Origin of the sequence: Vibrio sp. Y10_XG_PY6 (assembly GCF_024181795.1) — a bacterium.
GTDB classification, from domain to species: Bacteria; Pseudomonadota; Gammaproteobacteria; order Enterobacterales; family Vibrionaceae; genus Vibrio; species Vibrio diabolicus.
The window spans coordinates 50341-69350 of record NZ_JAMZAQ010000001.1 but is presented as its reverse complement, the minus strand read 5'-3'; the positions used below and the strand labels follow the sequence as shown (position 1 = coordinate 69350).

The window sequence follows — 19010 nt, the reverse complement described above, 5'->3', positions numbered from 1 at the left end:
CTCACTAATTACGTCGTCTGGTTAAGCCTAGAAAAAGGTGGCCTCGCTCAGTAGCAAAGGATGTGCTTTATAACGTTGAGCTTAATGGCTTTCAGAGCTTGAGTAACAGGAAGAAACAAGGTAAAAAAGAGCGGACTTTTGATAAGGAAACCAATAATGAGTATTAAGGAAAATAGCTATTTTGCAGGTAGTGTAAAATCACTAGGCTTTAACCAGAATGATCAGGACGTTAGCGTTGGTGTAATGCTTCCTGGTGAATACACGTTCGGCACTCAAGCGCCTGAGCGTATGACGGTTGTAAAAGGTGCACTTGTGGTCAAGCGTGTCGGCGAGAGTGATTGGACGACTTACCAAAGTGGTGAGTTTTTTGAAGTGGAAGGGAACTCTTCATTTGAGCTTCAAGTGAAAGACGCGACTGCGTATTTATGTGAGTACTTCTAAAGCGCACTTTTTGCCCGTGATAAAGCCACCTTCGGGTGGTTTTTTCGTCTATGTCCTTCACTTATAACGCATCTTTTGGTTATTTGGGTATATACTTAATAAAAATGTACCCATCGACCAGGGAGGAAGTGATGGCAGTACAACGCAAGCATTCTGATCTCCCTCCTCGTTACGAGGACAAAGATCTCACCAATGAGCAAAGACATCGTTTTACCGAGGTCGCCAATGCAGCCCATAAGAGACGTGAATTCTATCGACGTGCTCTAGGGAAAGGCTTAATAGGCAAAGTGAAGGACCGTGCGTTTAAAGGCCAATTCGGTCGCCAACAAGATAAGCCGAGCAGAGTGTTGCAAGCTGTGTGGCTAATCGTATTTCTGGTGCTGGGGCTATGGGTGATGCATGTATTCGCTTAACCATTAGCAAGCTTCTGATACAGTCGGCGTTTCAGAGGCTGACTTCTCTTCGGTATTGCAGTGCTCGTAATACGCGTATTGGTTTTTCCCTGTGTGTTTAGCCGCATACATTGCTTTATCTGCGCACCGAGTCAATTCAGATAAATCCTTCGCATCTTGTTTGTAGATAGCAGCGCCCACACTCGTCGTTAACTCGTTAATCATATCGTAGCTTCGGTAGCCTTTTGGGAATAGATTCACAATACGCTTCAAAATGCTGTCGAGGTCATCTTTACTGTTTATGTCGTACAGCATGAGCACAAACTCGTCGCCCGCAAATCGAGCGATGGAGTAGTCGTGTTTGTCGGTTTTTCTGTCTTTATGGCGAACATTGTTTTTTAATCGAGTTGCAAAGGCTTGAAGCACTTGGTCACCAATATCGTGCCCGTAGGTATCGTTAATGTGTTTGAAGTTATCAATATCTAGGAAGACCAGAGCAGTGATACTGTCATCAGATGAATGGTTGATCTCATCGAGTTTTGCTCGCGCCCAAGTTTCAAAGCTCCAGCGGTTGGCAAGCCCTGTGAGTTGGTCAAAATACGCCAACTCTTCAATCCCTTCACGATAAAGTGTTTGAATGTAGTTGAGGACTTTTGTGTAGTAATACGAGAATGTGTGACACACAAATGCAGTTGCTATCAGGGTCAGCATAAATCGTCGTTCTATGATGTCACTGGCTGTTGGTAGCCGATCTAAAAAAACGACGCCAAAAAAGATCAGTAAGATATAGGTGCCACTAAACAGCAGACCGACTTTAAACTCATTGATCAGCACCAGAGTGGCGACAATGGGGTATAGCCATAATAGTTTACCTGAGGGGGCATCGTTATACAGAAGTAGCAATAACCCTTCGAACATCAAGACTGCACTCAGCCATAGGTCGGCATATTGATGATGTCGTTGGACCTTTATTACATAACTGATACCTAAACAGGCTAAGGCACACAGAGCATGGAAAAAGCTTAATCCCCAATTATCCTCAAACAATTGAGCAATGGAGCCATAAGTTAAACATGCCGCGGCGATACTGGAGCATAAAAAGACAATTTTCTTTTTTCTTGTTGAGCGGATATCCGCCATTTCCTCTAAGCGTGCTCCAGCCAATGTCGACATTACGTATCCTTGCTTAATTAACGTGTACGCTTATTCTAGGCGGTATTTTAGCGATAAATAGAACAACAAAGTTTCCAAATGTGATGTCAGTCATTTTTAGTATGGGCCTAGAAGTGTGGTTTGGTGAGAGTGCTCAAAGCACAACAAAGGCTTATAAAGTTTTCCATGGCGGATCTTTATGGTTTCAGATGGTTCGATTAATAATTCAAAGTAATGCATTTCCACCGCTGTATTTGCAGGGTCTATCCTGACTGAGCTCTGTTGGGAGTAGCATGAATGGCACCTTCTACTTATTGATCTCATTGTTCGTCAATCGACGATCTCTAAGTTCCGTCAATGAGTTTTTCGTTGTGAAAAAGCATTAGAAATATTTTTCCGAAACAGAGCGAAATATTGTTGTCGTTGTGACCAATATGCGACTAGAATCCGCGCTAAATCACGACCTCATCTCGAGCTTCGTTCTAGTTACTCTTTTTCCAAACTGCCTCACACATTTTGTGAGGCAGTTTTTAGTTGTAGGAAAGGTTACAAACATGCCTAAAAGCCAGAACATCAACCAGCGAATGTCTATTGTGGCGTTAGCTTGGCCGATTCTTGTCGAAATTTTGCTACGGACGGCTTTAGGAACCAGTGACGTGTTCATGCTGAGTGGATACTCAGACAAAGCGGTATCCGCTGTTGGTGTGATCACGCAGATTACCTTTTTCTTAATCATCGTTTCGACGTTTGTCAGCAGCGGAACGGGGATTTTGATTGCCCAATACAACGGTGCTGGGCGCGAGCAAGAGTCTGTGAACGTCGGCGTTGCAAGTATTGCGCTGTCCGTGATTGTCGGTGCGTTCTTGAGTGTGATTGCCGTGCTTGGCGCGATATTCCTGCTCCCGTATTACGGTTTGGAGGCACAAGTCGAGCAATACGCACGTGAATATCTGCTGATCAGCGGTGCGATGACGTTTAACGTTACGATTGGCGTTGTTTTTACGACCATTCTGCGTAGCCATGGCTATTCGCGCTCTCCAATGGTGGTGAACTTGATCTCGGGTGTGTTCAACATCATTGGTAACTATATTGCGCTTTACCAGCCATTTGGTTTACCTGTGTATGGTGTGCAAGGTGTAGCAATAGCAACCGTCGTCAGCCAAGTCATCGGTACGTTAATGTTATGGTTTATTCTCGCTCGCAGCAGCGTTGAACTACCGATGTCGACCATGAAACAAGTGCCCGCAGAGATTTACAAAAAGATCTTAAAAATCGGCGGCATGAACGCGGGTGAAGTGCTGTCTTATAACGTGGCGCAAATCTGCATTGTGTACTTTGTGGTGCAAATGGGGACGGCATCGTTGGCGGCTTTCACTTATGCACAAAACATTGCCCGTTTCTCGTTTGCTTTCGCGTTGGCAATTGGTCAGGCTGCGCAAATTCAGACTGGTTACTACATCGGCAAAGGTTGGGTGAGCAGCATTTTAAAACGCGTACAAATCTACTTCTTAGTGGGATTTGTGGCATCAACGGCGGCAACCACACTGATTTACCTGTTTAGAGAAGAGATTCTGCGCGTATTTACCGATCAACCAGAAATACTCGCATTGGCAGGTTCGTTAGTCATGGGCTCAATTTTGCTCGAGGCCGGACGTGTGTTTAACCTGATTTTTATCGCGGGGCTCAAAGGCGCGGGTGACATCAAGTTCCCAGTGCAAATGGGGATTTTGAGTATGTGGGGACTAGGCGTGTTTTTCTCCTACATCTTTGGCATCCACATGGGTTATGGCGTTTTAGGGGCTTGGATGGCAATCGCTCTCGATGAATGGGTGCGTGGTATCATCATGGCAAGGCGTTGGCGCTCTCAGGTGTGGACCAAGTTTAAGGTGAGCTAACAGTTTTCGGTATCGCGCATCACGCTTATTCTGTTGTTAGAAACCCAAAAAGGCACTGTTAGTCAGTGCCTTTTTGTTATTTAAAATCTGGAAGAAGTTAGAACTCGCACTCAGCTCTGAACACCATGCGCTCTTTGCTGTATGGATGATCCAGCTCTAGCATCTCAGCATGCAGGTGTAAGCGATTCGCTTTTTCGCCGTATAAACCATCACCAACCATCGGCATGTTTAACCCCATGTGATGAGCACTGTGTACACGTAGTTGGTGAGTTCGCCCGGTTTTCGGATACATGTATACCTTGCTGCGTCCATCTTTGACTTCAATCAGTTGCCAGTAGGTTTCTGCATGTTTCCCGTGTTCAAAACACACCAGTTGACGTGGGCGGTCGTCGGGGTCACCACGCATTGGCAGTGAAATTTCCCCTTCTGGCGCGTTCAATACGCCTTCGAGTAGTGCCATATAACGTTTTTGTACGCCGCGAGCCATAAACTGTTTTTGCAGACTTTTGTTCGCGCGCTTAGTTAAGGCAAACACCAAAATGCCAGAGGTCGCCATGTCGAGACGATGAATCACAAACGGCCCTTCCACATCAGGGTACATCGCTTGTAGGCGTGTATAAGCAGAGTCTTTGATGGTTTTACCCGGCACTGAAAGTAAGCCCGATGGCTTGTTGACGACGACCATAGCGTCGTCTTGGTAGATTATCTCTAGCTCTTTGTCTTCTGCCCAATTCTCCGCCAATGGGTTAGGTTCGACATCCAGCCCTTGCATCATATGGCCCAAAATCGGCTGGCATTTGCTGTTGCACGATGGGTAGAATTTTTTGTGTTGGCGAACCTCAGACTTTGGCGAAATACCCCACCAAAATTCTGCCAGCGCCAGCGGTTTGAATCCGTATTTAAACGCGTATTGGAGCAGTTTTGGCGCAGCACATTCCCCTGCACCTGCTGGTGGTATTGGGTTTGTGGTGTCCGCAAAAATGTCCACCAAGTCGCGTGCTTCGCCATGGTTGTTTAGAAAGCGGTATTGTTTATGCAATTTGTGCTGCAAAGCGTTGGAGAGCGTTTTGCGCTGCTCTTTCAGATGAGCAAGTTGCTGCTCTAACTCGGCCAAGCGCGCTTCTTTGATTGCAAGCTTTTCATCCCACGCTTGCTTTAAGTATTTGAGAACGTTTTTCTCGGCGACACTTTGTTTACCCAACTCATCCAACAAGATTTTGAGATCATCGGCATTGAGCGTTTGCTCGCCCTGTTGGCGCTGTCGTTTGCGTGCGGCGCGGCCGTCAATCATCACTTGGCGCTGTGTTTGCTCTTCTTGTTGATAAGCGGCTCGGTCGGCTTGGATTTGCGCTTTAAGCTCCGCCAATTCCGGATTCGCAGCACAGGTTTTGTACTCCGCATTGGCGGCGTTGATGGCATCCGTTTCTGCGCGGAAGAAGCCTTCATCGGTCAGCATGTCGTACACAGGAGGGACAAATCCTGGAATCAAGTTTTGGTCGGCAATTTTGCCAGAAAACGCACTTAAAAAGCCGAGCTCGCCTTGAGGGCTTTCTACCAGCAATACGCCAAACATTTTGCCTCGCCCCGTTTCTTCATTAACCAAACCAAAATCGTGTTCGAAGTCGGTTTGCGCTAATAAGTGCTGCTGCAATTGCTTTGCGGCCATAACGCAAAGAGGATGCGGCGTGTAGTAGAACGGAAACGTAAACTGCGTTGGTAATTCATAGTCAGAAGTATCAGCAGTAAAACGTGTAAAACAATGTTCAGGCGAGTGCATGGTGGGTATCCGCGCGAGTAAAAATTCGAGCGAGGATTGTACCTGTTTGAGTCAGGATTGCCATGTCGGTGTTGGCACTCGCTCTTGGCTTAAGAACAAGAGCGAGTGGGGAAGAGCTTATTGCAGTTTTCGTAATGCAAGCTTCCACTGTGCCGGTTTGTCGTAGTAGGTCGAGTGCGGCAAGGTCAAGTACTCGCCATTTACTTCTGCAATCAGGGTTGGATAACCACCAACGTGTAACTGGCGCATCAACTGTCGGCTGGAGCAAATTCTTTCGTTTAGCTCGGCTTCGCTTAACGTCATGTTTTGCTCCCACGCATCGTTTGCTAAGCCTAGCGATTCTGCAATGGCTTTGAGCGTCGATGCTTCATTCACTTTTAACCCGAGCTGATAATGCGCGGATTGGATGGCCTTTAGCATGTGCCATGGATTCAGCTCCATTTTCTCCGCACTCAAGATCGCTTGTGTGGGTAGATAAGAATCAAGAACAAACGCATCTTCGCTTTTCACGCGTTGCAGATATGCTTCACCAAACGTTGCTCCGGTTTCGGTTGCGATACGAGCGTCACTGTTGATGATGTGCTGACGAAATTCAGGCTCAATTGCGCGCTTCTCAATCATGCCGCCGGGATGAAGCTCCACCTTAAATTGAGAGGTGTCCATCAAGGCTTCGATGAGTGGTGATGCCCCGTAGCACCAACCACACATGGGATCGAAGAAGTAATGCACGGTTACCATGACATTTCACCAGTATGCACTTTCGCACCGATTTCTAGCGCGATTGGCAATTGAGCTTCTGGGTATTTCGCTGACATGGTGTCAATGAGTTGAGCGCTGTTATTGCTGTGTTTTTTCGCTTGCTGAAAATCCTGCAAGTATTGTTGCGAGTAGCGAATGGTGTCTGCGTTCAGCTTTGTGCCTGCTTTCATGTGACCAGGAATGACCACTTGAGGTTTAAGCGCAAGCATCTCGCTAAGTTGTTGCTCCCAAGCATTGATAGCGGTTTGGTCAGCGGCATCGGCCATCCACAAATGTACGTTTGAGTACACGGCTACGTTACCTAGAATCGCTTTGTTATCTGGAATCCATAGGTAAGGGCGGTGTGCTGATGTGCCATGGTTACCACGGATTTCAATCTTATGACCTTCTAGCTCTAATGATGCTTTATCGTACGCGACAGGGATCACTGGTTTTACCGGTGCGTTTGCGCCAAGCTTTGGCCCCCAGTACGCCAGCTTTCCAGCCAATTTCTCTTTAATAATTTTTTGAACCGCAGGCGTTGTGATGATCTGCGCATCAGGGAACTGTTGGTGTAAGGCCTCTGCGCCAAAGTAGTAATCTGGGTCCGCTTGGCTGATAAAAATGGTTTTAAGTGTTTTGCCTGAGTCCAGCACTTTAGCGGCAATGCGCATCGCGTCAGCTTTGGTGAAGCCAGTGTCGATAACCATGGCGTCAGTCTCACCGTATACCAAGGTTGAGTTTACGTGGAAGCTGTTACCGTCGGCGTTGTAAACCTCAAGAGTAAGGGGAGAGTGGTTTGCCGCTAGAACAGGGCTTGCCATTAAAATGGATGCAGCAATCAAAGTGAATTTTTTCATAATAAGCTCCTAAAGAATTTGGGGCCAAGCGACCATGGCTTGGGAACGGGAGCTATATTAGGAAATTGATACGCTCGGAAAAATACACAATAATGTGCATCACTATTTCTTATTTCGAGCAAATGTATGGACAGAGTAACGGCAGCAAAAGTATTTGTGGATGTGGTGTATTCTGGCAGTTTTACCGCTACCGCCGAGCGGTTAGACATGTCTCGGCCAATGGTGACTCGTTATGTAGAGGCGATGGAGAACTGGCTACAAACTCGTTTGTTGCACCGCACTACGCGCAAGGTGTCACTCACCACCGCAGGGGAGCGCAGCTTGCCTCAGATTGAGCGCTGGTTAAAACAGGCCGATACGTTGACGTCGAACATTGCCGTTGATGGTGAGCTGTCCGGAAAAATCCGTCTCGCGTCTAGCACTTCATTTGGATTCTCACAGTTGATCCCAGCCGTAAACAGTTTTATGCAAAAGCACCCCAAAGTGCATATCGACATAGATCTGCAAGATTCAGTGAGTGATCTAACCGAGCAACGCATCGATCTGGCAATCCGAATTGCGTCGGATCCCGATCCTTCTTTGATTGGTAAGCCGATTGCGGTGTGTGAATCGGTGTTGGTGGCATCGCCGCAATACTTGCAAACTCACCACGCGATCGCGCATCCGCGAGATTTATCTTCACACGACTGTTTGGGTTACAAAAACTTTGAGCGTCACGTATGGCATTTGTCGCAGGGCGAGCAGTTCGAATCGGTGGGAATTGAGTGTCGCCTAACCAGCAATGAGGCCACGGCGTTATTGCATGGCGCTTTACAAGGCATGGGTATTTCGATGTTGCCAACCTATTTGAGCAATATCTATCTGCAATCGGGTCAGCTTGAGTCGGTGTTGCCGAATTGGAAGCCAAATGATCTCAACATTTACGCGCTGTATTCATCGCGTAAACACTTGTCTCCTGCGGTGAGAGCTTTCATCGATCACAGTGAAGATTACTTTAAACTACACCCTTGGTAATCGCGAAAGGCGTCGTCATCCCGACTTGAGATTCATACAAGATCCTGTACCTTACATGGATTATATTTTCGCAGCGTCATTTAGAGTTTTAGTTAATGTCACAAGTTCGCATCAAATTTATTGCTTCCGATATGGACGGCACTTTGCTTGACCAATACGGTCGTTTGGATCCAGAGTTTTTCGATCTGTTTTTGCAATTGGAAGAGCAAGGTATTTTGTTCTCCGCTGCGTCTGGTCGTCAGTATTACAGCCTGCGTGACACGTTCGCGCCAATCAAAGATCGAGTGTTGTATGTGGCCGAAAACGGCACCTTGGTGATGTACCAAGACAAAGAGCTCTACAGTTGCACCATTCCTAAAGCGGAAGTGGCGGAGATTGTGAAAGCGGCTCGTGAAATTGACGGGGCGAACATCGTATTGTGTGGCAAGCGCTCGGCGTACATCGAAACGCATGATCAGCAATCGCTGGAAGAGTTTCAAAAGTACTACCACCGCTGTGAATACGTGCCGGATTTGCTTGAGGTCGAAGACGAGTTCATCAAGGTAGCAATTTGTCACTTTGACGGTTCGGAAGAGCTCCTGTTCCCGACCATGAACGCGAAGTTTGGCGCAACGCATAAAGTCGTGGTGAGCGCAAAAATTTGGCTGGATGTGATGAATGCCGAGGCGTCTAAAGGAGCGGCCATTCAGCACCTTCAAGAGACGATGCATTTTACTCCGGCAGAAACCATGACGTTTGGTGATTACCTCAACGACCTTGAAATGCTGCAAGTCAGTGAGTATTCGTACGCGGTTGCCAATGCGCATGACGAGATTAAGAAAATCGCTCGTTACTCTGCGCCAAGCAACCAAGAGGCTGGGGTACTAAAAGTGATTAAAGAGAAAGTGTTAGCGAAGTAACGTTCATCCGTTCAACGGTACTTTCTTCTAAACGTAAAAAGCCCCGCAGTGCATGCATGCGGGGCTTTGTTTTTTTGTGTGGTGGGAGGGGGTAGTAATGTTCCCGTTTTTTAGCGCACGTACTTAGCGGTTGCGCTGACTAAAAAGTGCTGCAACTTTCCATCCGATTTTGGTACCCACAAGTCGTTGTGGTATTGGTAGATACGGCCATTGACGGTCACAGACAAGGTGTTATCACCCGTTTGTTCCATACGAATAAACTGATCCGAAGTGACCAAAAACGGCTCTTGCTCTTCAATACTTTGACCCGTTGCCAATACGAAGTAGCCGAATCGGTTGCCAGCATCCGGATCGGTTGAGTAGATTCGATGCCCAACGAGGCTGTAGTCGTCGTTGAGTGCCTGCTCAAGCGTTTTTTGCCCGATAGTTTCGTGCGATGGGATAAATACCCAAGCTAACACACCTGCCGCAATGACTGCTAGTAGAAGCAGTACTTGCATGAACTTTCTCATCATAAATACCGTTTAACGTTGAAATTTCATTTTGTACATGCGCTTATCCGCTATGCTGATAAGAAAGTCAACATTGTTACTGTCTTTTGGGTATTGCGCTAAGCCCATGCTGGTTGATAGTGTTGCGACGTTGTCGGAATTTAGTATTGGCGCATCAAATACCGCATTGATATGCTCACGAACGCCTTCTTCATCAACATGCTCCCCTTCGAGGATGACGGCGAACTCATCGCCTCCCATGCGATAGACGGTAAAATCATTCAACGCCATAGATTTAAGCCGTCTAGCAATTTCACGCAGTACGGTGTCTCCCACTTGGTGACCGTGTGTATCGTTGACACTTTTAAAACCATTTAAATCTAAAATCCACAGAGAAAAAGGCCTTTTCTCTTGAGTGAGCTCATTCAGGTTGATAAATAGTGCATTGCGATTTCCAAGATGAGTAAGTGGGTCGCTGAGCGCCAGTTTTCTATGGAAATGGGATTCACGATAAAAGAAATAAGTCAGAGACAGGATCGACAAAACGAATGTAGCAAACAGCATATACTGCGCTTGCATTAACCGTTGCGTTTCTCCTTTCTGTGCCTCATAGACTTTGCTGCTTAGGCGAAAGTTCTGATTAACGAAATCGACCAAGCTTAAGTACAGTGTTTGAGTGGATCGATAAAATTGAGCCGCAGCTTGGCTATCGCCAGTTCTTGCTTCAACTAATTGCGCTTCCAGGCCCTGAAATTCCTCAAAAAGATCAATGAAATACTGATGCATATTATTTCGAGAGAAAAAAGTGTAGGCTTCATTACTACTAATTAATAAATCGAATCTACTCCAGGCCAATTCATATTGCAGCTCTGCACCTTCGATATTTAATACATTTTCATCGACTCGTCTCGCTTCTCCGACAAGTTCCGAAAGCTCTTTAGAGAGTTGGAATAAAAACCAGGTCGCTTGTTTTTGCTCATTATTAAAGTTTTGTGACAGTGCGCGTGTCTGCTGCAGAAGCAATACATTTGCGAGAAGCAAAGAAGTGGCAAACACCACAAGCAACATTTTACTGGTTGTAGAGTATTGTGGTGCTCTCTGCTTTTGATGGGTGGGTTCTGATAACTTCATTCTTATTATTTTGCTTTCATCTCATTTACTTGCCAGACCATTTGCGCGTGATATTTATTGTAGTTGAGCTCAGGATAGAGACTAAGAGAGTATATTACCCAAAATGGCCCCTTATTCCTGACTTTTATATAGTGTTGATCTTGTTGGTAAGCCAGTATTGGTTGGTATCTAAGAATGTCTTGTCGAGACAGTGTCGAGTGATAGTCATTCAAGCTACTGACATCAACTTGTTCTGGCACTTTGCCATAGACGTGGGTGAGGAGCGTGCTAAGTTTGACCCCAAGAAATTCAGAAGAAGCAGGGATCCAAGGCAGCGTGGTTGTGTAGCTGGTGGTTGGTAAAGATTGAATCTCTTCCAGTTTTAATGTGACACTAGGTTGTTGGCTACTGCTAAATACGATCGTACTTGCAGATAAGAATGGCGCAACAAAAAACAGACCTAGCGCGACTATCTTTTTCATCATATGCCCTTTGAGTTTTATTCTTTTTGCTGAGCTAGGACAAAGGTGCTAGCGGTACTTTATTTGTAATTGTAATAATAGAGCCAACCGGATGAGATTTTATAATATGTTATGTTTGAAAAGTAACTGTCGGTTTACTGTACGTCAAGGTTATTAAGTGACTTCTTAATTAAAAGGTCAGAAATATGCGTTATTATTTCGCTCTATAACGAATTCGTGTCAGTTCGCAGATTTTTAATGGAAATTAATCCTATTTTCAACCGATGAATTGTATTGTGAATGAGAATTAGAAGGGTTAATGATTGAGGTATAAGCAAACCCGATTTCATCCTTACATTGTTCTCTATCTTTATTCCAATGTTATTTAAGATTGGTATGTTAATACGCACCAAAAATAAAGCCACCTAGGTAGGTGACTTTATTTTTTAATTCATCAAGTTACTTCTATGAATTAGGCAAACAAATACTTCGCATGGAAGTTGAGATGATCGTCAATAAAGCTTGAGATGAAATAATAGCTATGGTCATAACCAGATTGCATTCTTAAGTTCAGGTTTGAATCATGCACTTTTGCTGCAGCAACCAGCGCTTCTGGCCTAAGTTGTTCGTTAAGGAAGCCATCAGCATCACCTTGATCAACCAAAATAGGAAGTGGTGATGGTTTTTGCTTGAGAAGCTCACTTGCATCGTATTGTTTCCAGCTCTCAATATCTTTGCCTAAGTAAGCAGTAAAGGCTTTTTGTCCCCAAGGGCATTGGACTGGGTTACAGATAGGGCTAAACGCCGATATTGAGCGATATTGTTCTGCGTTTTTCAGACCAATGGTTAATGCTCCGTGACCTCCCATGCTGTGCCCAGAAATGGATTTTACTTCTGAGACAGGGAAATTGCTTTCAATGATCTCTGGTAACTCTTTAGTCACGTAATCGTACATGAAGTAATGCAGTGACCAAGGTGCTTGAGTCGCATTAAGGTAAAAGCCAGCTCCTTTACCCAGGTCATAGTTTTCATCGTCAGCGATACCTTCGCCTCTTGGACTCGTGTCTGGTGCAATGATCGCAATGCCAAGCTCGGCCGCCATACGAAATGCGCCCGCTTTCTGCATAAAGTTTTCATCGGTGCAGGTTAAGCCCGACAACCAGTACAAAGCGGGTACGGGGTTCGATTTAGTGGCATTTGGTGGTAAGAAAATCGCAAAGCGCATCGTGCAGTTTAGGGCTTTGGATTCGTGTGTATACTGTTTGTGCCAACCGCCAAACACTTTGGCCTGGCTTACATTTTCAATGGTCATGAATAAACTCTCTAACAACAGAATGAATTCAGGCTCCCCAAAAGGAGAGCCTGAGGCAGCATTATTGATCCATATGAATAACAGTACGGATGCTCTTACCTTCGTGCATCAGATCAAACGCTTTGTTTACATCAGCCAATCCCATTGTATGAGTAATGAACTCTTGCAAGCCAAACTCACCAGCCATGTAACGGTTTACGATTTCTGGAAGCTCAGAGCGGCCTTTAACACCACCGAAAGCCGAGCCACGCCATACACGACCAGTTACTAGCTGGAATGGACGAGTTGAGATCTCTTGACCTGCACCCGCAACACCGATGATCACCGATTCCCCCCAACCTTTGTGACAACATTCAAGTGCTTGACGCATCACGTTTACGTTACCGATACATTCGAATGAGTAGTCAACACCACCGTCAGTCATCTCAACAATCACTTCTTGGATAGGCTTGTCGAATTTCTGTGGGTTAATCACATCGGTTGCGCCTAGCTGTTTTGCAAGATCGAATTTGCTTTCGTTGATATCGATACCGATGATGCGGCTTGCACCTGCCATGCGCGCACCGATGATCGCTGAAAGACCGATGCCGCCCAGACCAAAGATCGCAACCGTGTCGCCTTTTTCAACTTTTGCCGTATTCATAACTGCGCCCATACCGGTTGTTACGCCACAACCTAACAGACACACTTCTTCAAGTGGCGCATCTTTGTTTACTTTCGCTAGCGAGATTTCAGGGAGTACCGTGTACTCAGAGAAAGTAGAACAACCCATGTAGTGGAAGATGGTTTCACCGTTGATAGAAAAACGGCTTGTACCATCGGGCATCAGACCTTTACCTTGTGTTTCACGAACGGCCTGACAAAGGTTGGTTTTGCCCGATTTACAGAACTTACACTCGCCACATTCTGCGGTGTAAAGAGGAATCACGTGGTCGCCAACCTCAACGCTGGTAACGCCTTCGCCAACCATTTCAACAATACCGCCACCTTCGTGACCAAGAATCGAAGGGAAGATGCCTTCTGGATCGTCGCCTGACAGAGTGAACGCATCAGTATGACAAACACCTGTTGCGACGATGCGCACTAGCACTTCACCCGCTTTAGGAAGCTGTACATCCACTTCTTCCATTTTCAGTGGTTCGCCAGCGGCCCATGCAACCATTGCCTTGGATTTGATGTGAGTTTGACCAGGTTTGATTTCAACAGTCATTGGATTTTCCTTTATATTCTCAGTATATGGAGTGACGTAATAAGCGTAGTTAAGGTTTGCTTACTGCGCTGCGTCGTTTTGTTGGTATCTATTCTAGGTGTTTCAATAAAAATGATAATCCGTCCATTTTGAAAATGATTTTTACATATACGTAATAATGGTAAGGTGAGCAGATTATAAGAGTGTGACGTCTCCTCAAAGCGGAAGGGAAAGCGGAAAAGGCAGTTGACCTGAAGTTAGGTAGAGGGGCTAGAGTAGAACGCAATCAACCCATCAGCGAAGTAAGAGTGATTATGAACAAGACGGATCTGAATGCCTATTTAACCAAGCTCGGTTTGCCAAGAGAGCTACCTGCCGATTTAGAAACATTACATAAAGTACACGTGGCGCAGCACCGCAGCCTGCCGTTTGAGAACTTTGATATTGCGTTGCAGCGCGGCATCTCTGTTGAGATTGAAGACATCATTCAAAAAACCGTGTATCACTCTCGCGGTGGTTACTGCTTTGAATTGAATGGCTTAATGCTTGAGGTACTCAATACTCTCGGATTTGAAGCACGCAGTTTACTAGGACGTGTGCATGTGTCGGGCACACCAACGGGCCGTAGTCATCAAATCACGTTGGTAACGCTGGATGAACAAGCATGGATTGTCGATGTAGGCTTTGGCTCCAATACGCCGCGCGCGCCATTGCCGTTTATCCTCAACCAAGTGATCCAGACGGACTTACAAACCTTCCGCTTTGTCGAAGATGCTCAGTTTGGTTACTTCCTTCAAGTGTTGTCAACGGATGGAACGGACACATGGAACAACCTTTATAGCTTCGATTTAGAGTTTGTGTTTGCGGGTGATATCGCGTGTGGCAACTTTTTTACTTCCACTTCTCCTCACTCGCGTTTTACCAGCGCAAGAGTCGCGGCGAAAGCAACAGAAAGTGGGTTGGTGACATTGCTTAACTACACACTCAAATACACTAGCCAAGGTGAGCAGACAGAATTGGAGTTAGAGCCAGGCCAAGCTTATCTGGATGCCTTGAAAGAACACTTCGGCATTGAACTTGATGCGCAGTACGGCGATCTTCGTCCGTTGCCTGAGGTGTAAACTCTCCCGTTTTCAAAGCGTAGCGCGACGAGAACATTTTCATCACTATTTGTCTAGAAGAGGTCGACAGGAGTACAGCATGGCGAATTGGGAAGGGGTCAGCGAATTTGTTGCTGTGGCGGAAACCAACAGTTTTACCGGAGCAGCAGCTAAGCTGAAAACATCGGTGGCACAAATCAGTCGTCGGGTATCTGCACTTGAAGAACGACTTGCGGTGAAATTGCTGCATCGTACGACGCGGAAAGTCTCCCTGTCTGAAGCCGGACAACTCTATTACCAGCAGTGTAAACATTTGGTGGAAGGGTTAGAACTGGCCGAGCTTGCCGTAACGCAAATGCAGACCGAACCGCGCGGTTTGCTGCGCGTGACGGCTCCTGTGACGTATGGGGAAATGAACCTCGCGCCGCTTTTGCATCAGTTTTTGGAAAAGTACCCGCGTGTGGATCTTGATTTAGTGCTGACCAACCAAAAGCTGGATTTGATTGAGCAAGGTGTGGACGTGGCGATTCGTCTTGGCCGCTTGCAAGATTCCAGCATGATCGCCAAGCGTCTTTCCTCACGTCAAACCTACGTGTGTGCCAGTCCGATGTATTTGGAGCGTTTTGGTGAGCCACATACGTTGTCGGAATTGGGACGGCATCAGTGCTTGGTTGGCTCTGTCGACTATTGGCACTTTAAAGAAAATAAACGCGATAAGTCTTTGCGCGTGTCGGGAAGGATTAAATGCAACAGCGGTTTTGCTTTGGTGGATGCAGCGAAACGCGATCTTGGTTTAGTGCAGCTGCCGGATTACTACGTTCAAGAAGCGTTAGACAGTGGTGAGTTAGTCGAAGTACTGACCGATTACCGCGACGATCGCGAAGGCATTTGGGCGCTGTATCCGCAAAGTCGCAATTTGTCGCCAAAAGTGCGGTTATTGATCGACTTTTTGGCGCAAGAGCTTGTTGATTAGCGGTTTAAAGTACCTCATTACAAGGTATGTTGCTAAAACGCCCGGTGATGCCGGGCGTTATTAATTTGGGTGAGAGCCTGAATTACACAGACATGAATTACTATTGATTGGATTCCGCGTCTTCACGTTTAATCACTTTGTGCCCGTCTTCCGACACGCCTTGCTTCCAATAGCTGCTGATGTAGATATTGTCACGATCAACTTCTTTCTCGTTGCGGAAGTATTGGCGTAGCGCGCGCATTGAATCGAACTCACAGGCACACCATATCGAAGCGTCCCCATCTAGCCATTTTTGTTCGCGTACCGCTTCTGCTAGGGTTTGACCTTCTGTAAGCCAAATTAGCTCCATATCAGTTGGTGCGGGCAGAGGCTGGATGTCTGCCGCAGACATCACACTGATCACGGCGTAGCCTTTTGCCTCTTCTGGTAGCGTACGAATTTTCGCTGAAAGAGCAGGAAGTGCTGTCATATCGGCGGCCATAAAGAACCAGTCAGCCTCGGTATTCAAATTAGAGATACTGCCTGGACCTACGATATTAATCGTATCGCCTTTTTGTGCGGCCATCGCCCAACGCGCGGCAAAGCCACACTGTAAATCTTGTGTGGTGTGGCGGACAAAATCGACTTCGATGGTGTGTGTTTCCGGATGGAAACGACGAATAGTATAGGTTCGCATTAATGGTCGGTCATCGTCGCTTAGCGTACTCAAATCGGTACCGCCCATCTCATTGAACAATAGCTTGATGTAGCTACCTTCGCAGTCGCGTGGAAACTGGCTTAGCGCTTCACCTTGCAAAGTAATACGCTGCATATTTGGGGTAATTGTCTCTGTATCTGTGACAACAATCGTTTTAGGTTGAGGCTTCTTCTTCATCTTTGACTCTACTCGATAATTATTCTCTTTCTCATTTAAGGTTATCAAGATCTCTCATAAGAGGGTAGTGTCTTTATATAAATTTACACTGTGAATTGAGCTGGATTATTGGAGTATTGAAGTGGTACTGGGGACTGGGGCGAGCAAAATACGTAGAAAAAATAAGAAAGGGCACGCCAACATGCCCTTTCGAACTTAGCGATGTAAAGGCTTACTGAGTCTGCTCAAGTAAATGTGTTTTTAGGAATCTATCCATCGCTTGGTAACCATCAAGACGGTTCTCTAAAGAGCGGAATCCGTGCCCCTCATTTTCCTTCACGATGTATTCGACCTCGACGCCTCGTTCACGCAGTGCATTAACGATTTGGTCTGACTCGCTCTTCACCACGCGTGGATCTTGTGCTCCCTGTAGAACCAATAAGGGTGCCTTAATTTGGTCGACATGGAACACTGGTGAGTAGGCTTTCATCATTTTCGCATCTTCAGGATCATTCGGATTGCCTACTTGCTCGTGTAACATTGCAAGGAATGGTGCCCAATAAGGTGGAATGGAGTCCATAAAGGTAAATAAGTTAGATACGCCAACGTAGTCGATTCCGCACTTATACAAATCAGGAGTGAATGTCACCCCCGCCAGAGTTGCGTAGCCGCCATAAGAGGCACCATAAATACATACGTTGCCATCTTGTGCGTAACCTTGTTCGGTAGCCCATTTGACACCGTCGGTAATGTCATCCTGCATGGATTGTCCCCATTGCTTAAACGACTTCTCCCAAAACTCGCGACCATAACCAGTTGAGCCCCTGAAGTTCATTTGCAGCACCGCGATACCGCGGTTAGCGAATAATTGTACCTCAGGCTGAAATCCCCAGTGATCACGAGCCCATGGACCGCCGTGTGGGAGCACAAGGAAAGGCAGATCTTTGGCCTCTCGACCCTTCGGCAGCGTTAGGTACCCATGAATGGTTTCTCCATCGCGAGCGGTGTATTGGATAGGCGTCATCTTCGACATATGTTCTGGCTTATGCCATGGAGCGTTTTCTGCCAATTTCTCCAATTTGTCTGTTTTACGATCGTAGAAGTAGTAATTCGGTCGATCGACATCGCTGTAGGTGACGACAATCATTTTACTTTCATCTCGCGTCGCACTGGTTACAGAAATTTCTACATTTGGCAGTTTCTCTGAGAGGCGTTCGAAGGTTTGTTGGTAGGAATCATCTAAGAAGTGATAGTGGTTTTTATCTGTCACGTAAGAGACTGAAACCAGCTTATTAAGCGCTTCAGAGTAATGAGCGCTATTCACGTCAACTTCCGGGTGAGAGAAGATTTCTCGTATTTCTTTATTGGCTTTTACATCGTATTCAACGATGGCTGATTTATCACGCGTAATTCGTGATGCCACATATAAGTTTTTGTTGTCCGGCGTGAATGAAATGGGGCTAAAGCTCTCTTTGAAAGTGAGATTCTTTAGCGGCTTAAATTCATCTTCAACCGTATCGCGATATAAAACGGAGGTATTAACACCATCTGATGTGGTGATGACACGAATGTTGCCATCGTGATCGGTACCCCATGAGCGCACATTGCCCGGGTTTTGCGCGACGAGAGTATTTTCGCCTGTTTTTAGATTATGTCGATAGACATCAAAGACTTGCGGGTTACGCTCGTTACTCGAAATCAAAATGTCATCGGGTTGATTGTCTAGTGTGTCGATGACGTATGCCACAACACCGGATGTCGGTGTGATGGTTTTCTCTTCGCCTGTTTTGACATTAACCGTCACGAGATAAAAGTTTTCATCTCCTCCCGTATCACGAGAGTAAATTACGGTGTCTTCGCCAACCCAGTAGTAGTATGCGATGTCGCGCCCTGTTACGGATGTGACGCGTTTTATCTGATCGGGATTATCTGTGGGATAAACAAAGACGTTCTTACGGTCTTGCCATGGCTTCATCATTGAGATGTAGTCACCAGCAGGAGAGATTTGATAGCTAGAAACTTCGCTGTTTTTAAAGAAATAATCCACTGGATACTCGGGTGGAATGACTTCAGCATTGGTTGTGGTGGATGTTTGACTGCAACCCGCCAATAATAATCCAAAAGTGGCAGCAAGAATAAGCTTGCGAGTGTGCATTGTGTAACGCTCCTTGTGTAAAGGACCTTAAGCTCATGAGCTTTTGGCCAGGGTGATAGATTCATCGCAGTTACTGCGAGCAAGCAACGAACATTAAAAATAGCTGTGGCTTATGATTAGTGTGCTTTTAATAAATAGCGCATTGCTTCGCTACTATGACCCTGGCATTGTCCAAAAGTGGCGTTAGATTGTGATTAT

General features: G+C 46.1%; 18 protein-coding genes. 7 read left to right on the top strand and 11 right to left on the bottom strand.

Annotated elements, in window-relative coordinates:
* Window positions 1–156 precede the first annotated feature (156 nt).
* Window positions 157–441 (top strand): pyrimidine/purine nucleoside phosphorylase, encoded by a 285-nt coding sequence (locus tag NL644_RS00350; protein WP_005392006.1) that lies wholly within the window; start codon window positions 157–159, stop codon window positions 439–441.
* A gap of 131 nt (window positions 442–572) precedes the next feature.
* Window positions 573–854 carry a hypothetical protein gene (locus NL644_RS00345; RefSeq protein WP_114322662.1) on the top strand — a complete coding sequence of 94 codons (282 nt, stop codon included), beginning with the start codon at window positions 573–575 and terminating at the stop codon, window positions 852–854.
* Between the two features lie 3 nt (window positions 855–857).
* On the opposite strand, the gene NL644_RS00340 is transcribed toward NL644_RS00345, so the two are convergent.
* Window positions 858–2006 carry a GGDEF domain-containing protein gene (locus NL644_RS00340; RefSeq protein WP_046875609.1) on the bottom strand — a complete coding sequence of 383 codons (1149 nt, stop codon included), beginning with the start codon at window positions 2004–2006 and terminating at the stop codon, window positions 858–860.
* 533 nt (window positions 2007–2539) lie between these two features.
* Here NL644_RS00340 and NL644_RS00335 point away from each other — a divergent pair.
* Complete coding sequence (locus NL644_RS00335; RefSeq protein WP_114322660.1) at window positions 2540–3880, top strand: MATE family efflux transporter; 1341 nt, start codon at window positions 2540–2542, stop codon at window positions 3878–3880.
* 97 nt (window positions 3881–3977) lie between these two features.
* Here the strand turns inward: NL644_RS00335 and NL644_RS00330 are convergent, their stop codons facing one another.
* From NL644_RS00330 to NL644_RS00320, 3 genes are all read right to left on the bottom strand, one after another.
* The gene (locus NL644_RS00330) at window positions 3978–5657 is read right to left on the bottom strand and encodes a pseudouridine synthase (protein ID WP_114322659.1); all 1680 of its coding nucleotides are present in this window, start codon (window positions 5655–5657) and stop codon (window positions 3978–3980) included.
* Between the two features lie 117 nt (window positions 5658–5774).
* Window positions 5775–6395, bottom strand: coding sequence for a DsbA family protein (locus NL644_RS00325; protein ID WP_114322658.1), 621 nt, complete (start codon window positions 6393–6395; stop codon window positions 5775–5777).
* Window positions 6389–7255: an MBL fold metallo-hydrolase gene (locus NL644_RS00320; protein WP_006740944.1), complete on the bottom strand. Its 867-nt coding sequence runs from the start codon at window positions 7253–7255 to the stop codon at window positions 6389–6391. Before NL644_RS00320 ends, NL644_RS00325 begins: the two co-directional genes overlap by 7 nt.
* A gap of 126 nt (window positions 7256–7381) precedes the next feature.
* Between NL644_RS00320 and NL644_RS00315 the strand changes: the two genes are divergently transcribed.
* Together NL644_RS00315 and NL644_RS00310 are read left to right on the top strand one after the other, a co-directional pair.
* A complete protein-coding gene (locus NL644_RS00315; RefSeq protein WP_109169345.1) occupies window positions 7382–8269 on the top strand; it encodes a LysR family transcriptional regulator in 888 nt (295 codons plus the stop codon).
* Window positions 8270–8364: 95 nt separating this feature from the next.
* Window positions 8365–9168 carry an HAD family hydrolase gene (locus NL644_RS00310; RefSeq protein ID WP_114322657.1) on the top strand — a complete coding sequence of 268 codons (804 nt, stop codon included), beginning with the start codon at window positions 8365–8367 and terminating at the stop codon, window positions 9166–9168.
* Between the two features lie 110 nt (window positions 9169–9278).
* Here NL644_RS00310 and NL644_RS00305 read toward each other — a convergent pair whose 3' ends face one another.
* The 5 genes from NL644_RS00305 to NL644_RS00285 form a co-directional block, all read right to left on the bottom strand.
* Window positions 9279–9683 carry a hypothetical protein gene (locus tag NL644_RS00305; protein ID WP_031831553.1) on the bottom strand — a complete coding sequence of 135 codons (405 nt, stop codon included), beginning with the start codon at window positions 9681–9683 and terminating at the stop codon, window positions 9279–9281.
* Between the two features lie 9 nt (window positions 9684–9692).
* Window positions 9693–10790 (bottom strand): GGDEF domain-containing protein, encoded by a 1098-nt coding sequence (locus tag NL644_RS00300; protein WP_109169350.1) that lies wholly within the window; start codon window positions 10788–10790, stop codon window positions 9693–9695.
* Window positions 10791–10795: 5 nt separating this feature from the next.
* Window positions 10796–11251 (bottom strand): hypothetical protein, encoded by a 456-nt coding sequence (locus tag NL644_RS00295; protein ID WP_005391987.1) that lies wholly within the window; start codon window positions 11249–11251, stop codon window positions 10796–10798.
* 451 nt (window positions 11252–11702) lie between these two features.
* A complete protein-coding gene (fghA, locus tag NL644_RS00290) occupies window positions 11703–12542 on the bottom strand; it encodes an S-formylglutathione hydrolase (RefSeq protein ID WP_047009747.1) in 840 nt (279 codons plus the stop codon).
* Window positions 12543–12603: 61 nt separating this feature from the next.
* Window positions 12604–13752, bottom strand: a complete 1149-nt coding sequence (locus NL644_RS00285) for an S-(hydroxymethyl)glutathione dehydrogenase/class III alcohol dehydrogenase (RefSeq protein ID WP_054866733.1) — start codon at window positions 13750–13752, stop codon at window positions 12604–12606.
* Window positions 13753–14045: 293 nt separating this feature from the next.
* Here NL644_RS00285 and NL644_RS00280 point away from each other — a divergent pair, with 293 nt between their 5' ends.
* Window positions 14046–14852: an arylamine N-acetyltransferase gene (locus NL644_RS00280; protein ID WP_054866732.1), complete on the top strand. Its 807-nt coding sequence runs from the start codon at window positions 14046–14048 to the stop codon at window positions 14850–14852.
* 79 nt (window positions 14853–14931) lie between these two features.
* Window positions 14932–15804, top strand: coding sequence for a LysR family transcriptional regulator (locus NL644_RS00275; protein ID WP_114322656.1), 873 nt, complete (start codon window positions 14932–14934; stop codon window positions 15802–15804).
* Window positions 15805–15904: 100 nt separating this feature from the next.
* Here NL644_RS00275 and NL644_RS00270 read toward each other — a convergent pair whose 3' ends face one another.
* Together NL644_RS00270 and NL644_RS00265 are read right to left on the bottom strand one after the other, a co-directional pair.
* Window positions 15905–16678 carry a siderophore-interacting protein gene (locus NL644_RS00270; RefSeq protein ID WP_253657860.1) on the bottom strand — a complete coding sequence of 258 codons (774 nt, stop codon included), beginning with the start codon at window positions 16676–16678 and terminating at the stop codon, window positions 15905–15907.
* Window positions 16679–16889: 211 nt separating this feature from the next.
* Window positions 16890–18812, bottom strand: coding sequence for a S9 family peptidase (locus NL644_RS00265; protein ID WP_114322654.1), 1923 nt, complete (start codon window positions 18810–18812; stop codon window positions 16890–16892).
* Window positions 18813–19010: the final 198 nt, after the last annotated feature.

Excerpts from the sequence above, each read along its gene's own strand:
- NL644_RS00350 (WP_005392006.1), top strand. The coding sequence starts at position 157 with ATGAGTATTAAGGAAAATAGCTATTTTGCAGGTAGTGTAAAATCACTA.
- NL644_RS00345 (WP_114322662.1), top strand. The coding sequence starts at position 573 with ATGGCAGTACAACGCAAGCATTCTGATCTCCCTCCTCGTTACGAGGAC.
- NL644_RS00340 (WP_046875609.1), bottom strand. The coding sequence starts at position 2,006 with ATGTCGACATTGGCTGGAGCACGCTTAGAGGAAATGGCGGATATCCGC.
- NL644_RS00335 (WP_114322660.1), top strand. The coding sequence starts at position 2,540 with ATGCCTAAAAGCCAGAACATCAACCAGCGAATGTCTATTGTGGCGTTA.
- NL644_RS00330 (WP_114322659.1), bottom strand. The coding sequence starts at position 5,657 with ATGCACTCGCCTGAACATTGTTTTACACGTTTTACTGCTGATACTTCT.
- NL644_RS00325 (WP_114322658.1), bottom strand. The coding sequence starts at position 6,395 with ATGGTAACCGTGCATTACTTCTTCGATCCCATGTGTGGTTGGTGCTAC.
- NL644_RS00320 (WP_006740944.1), bottom strand. The coding sequence starts at position 7,255 with ATGAAAAAATTCACTTTGATTGCTGCATCCATTTTAATGGCAAGCCCT.
- NL644_RS00315 (WP_109169345.1), top strand. The coding sequence starts at position 7,382 with ATGGACAGAGTAACGGCAGCAAAAGTATTTGTGGATGTGGTGTATTCT.
- NL644_RS00310 (WP_114322657.1), top strand. The coding sequence starts at position 8,365 with ATGTCACAAGTTCGCATCAAATTTATTGCTTCCGATATGGACGGCACT.
- NL644_RS00305 (WP_031831553.1), bottom strand. The coding sequence starts at position 9,683 with ATGATGAGAAAGTTCATGCAAGTACTGCTTCTACTAGCAGTCATTGCG.
- NL644_RS00300 (WP_109169350.1), bottom strand. The coding sequence starts at position 10,790 with ATGAAGTTATCAGAACCCACCCATCAAAAGCAGAGAGCACCACAATAC.
- NL644_RS00295 (WP_005391987.1), bottom strand. The coding sequence starts at position 11,251 with ATGAAAAAGATAGTCGCGCTAGGTCTGTTTTTTGTTGCGCCATTCTTA.
- fghA (WP_047009747.1), bottom strand. The coding sequence starts at position 12,542 with ATGACCATTGAAAATGTAAGCCAGGCCAAAGTGTTTGGCGGTTGGCAC.
- NL644_RS00285 (WP_054866733.1), bottom strand. The coding sequence starts at position 13,752 with ATGACTGTTGAAATCAAACCTGGTCAAACTCACATCAAATCCAAGGCA.
- NL644_RS00280 (WP_054866732.1), top strand. The coding sequence starts at position 14,046 with ATGAACAAGACGGATCTGAATGCCTATTTAACCAAGCTCGGTTTGCCA.
- NL644_RS00275 (WP_114322656.1), top strand. The coding sequence starts at position 14,932 with ATGGCGAATTGGGAAGGGGTCAGCGAATTTGTTGCTGTGGCGGAAACC.
- NL644_RS00270 (WP_253657860.1), bottom strand. The coding sequence starts at position 16,678 with ATGAAGAAGAAGCCTCAACCTAAAACGATTGTTGTCACAGATACAGAG.
- NL644_RS00265 (WP_114322654.1), bottom strand. The coding sequence starts at position 18,812 with ATGCACACTCGCAAGCTTATTCTTGCTGCCACTTTTGGATTATTATTG.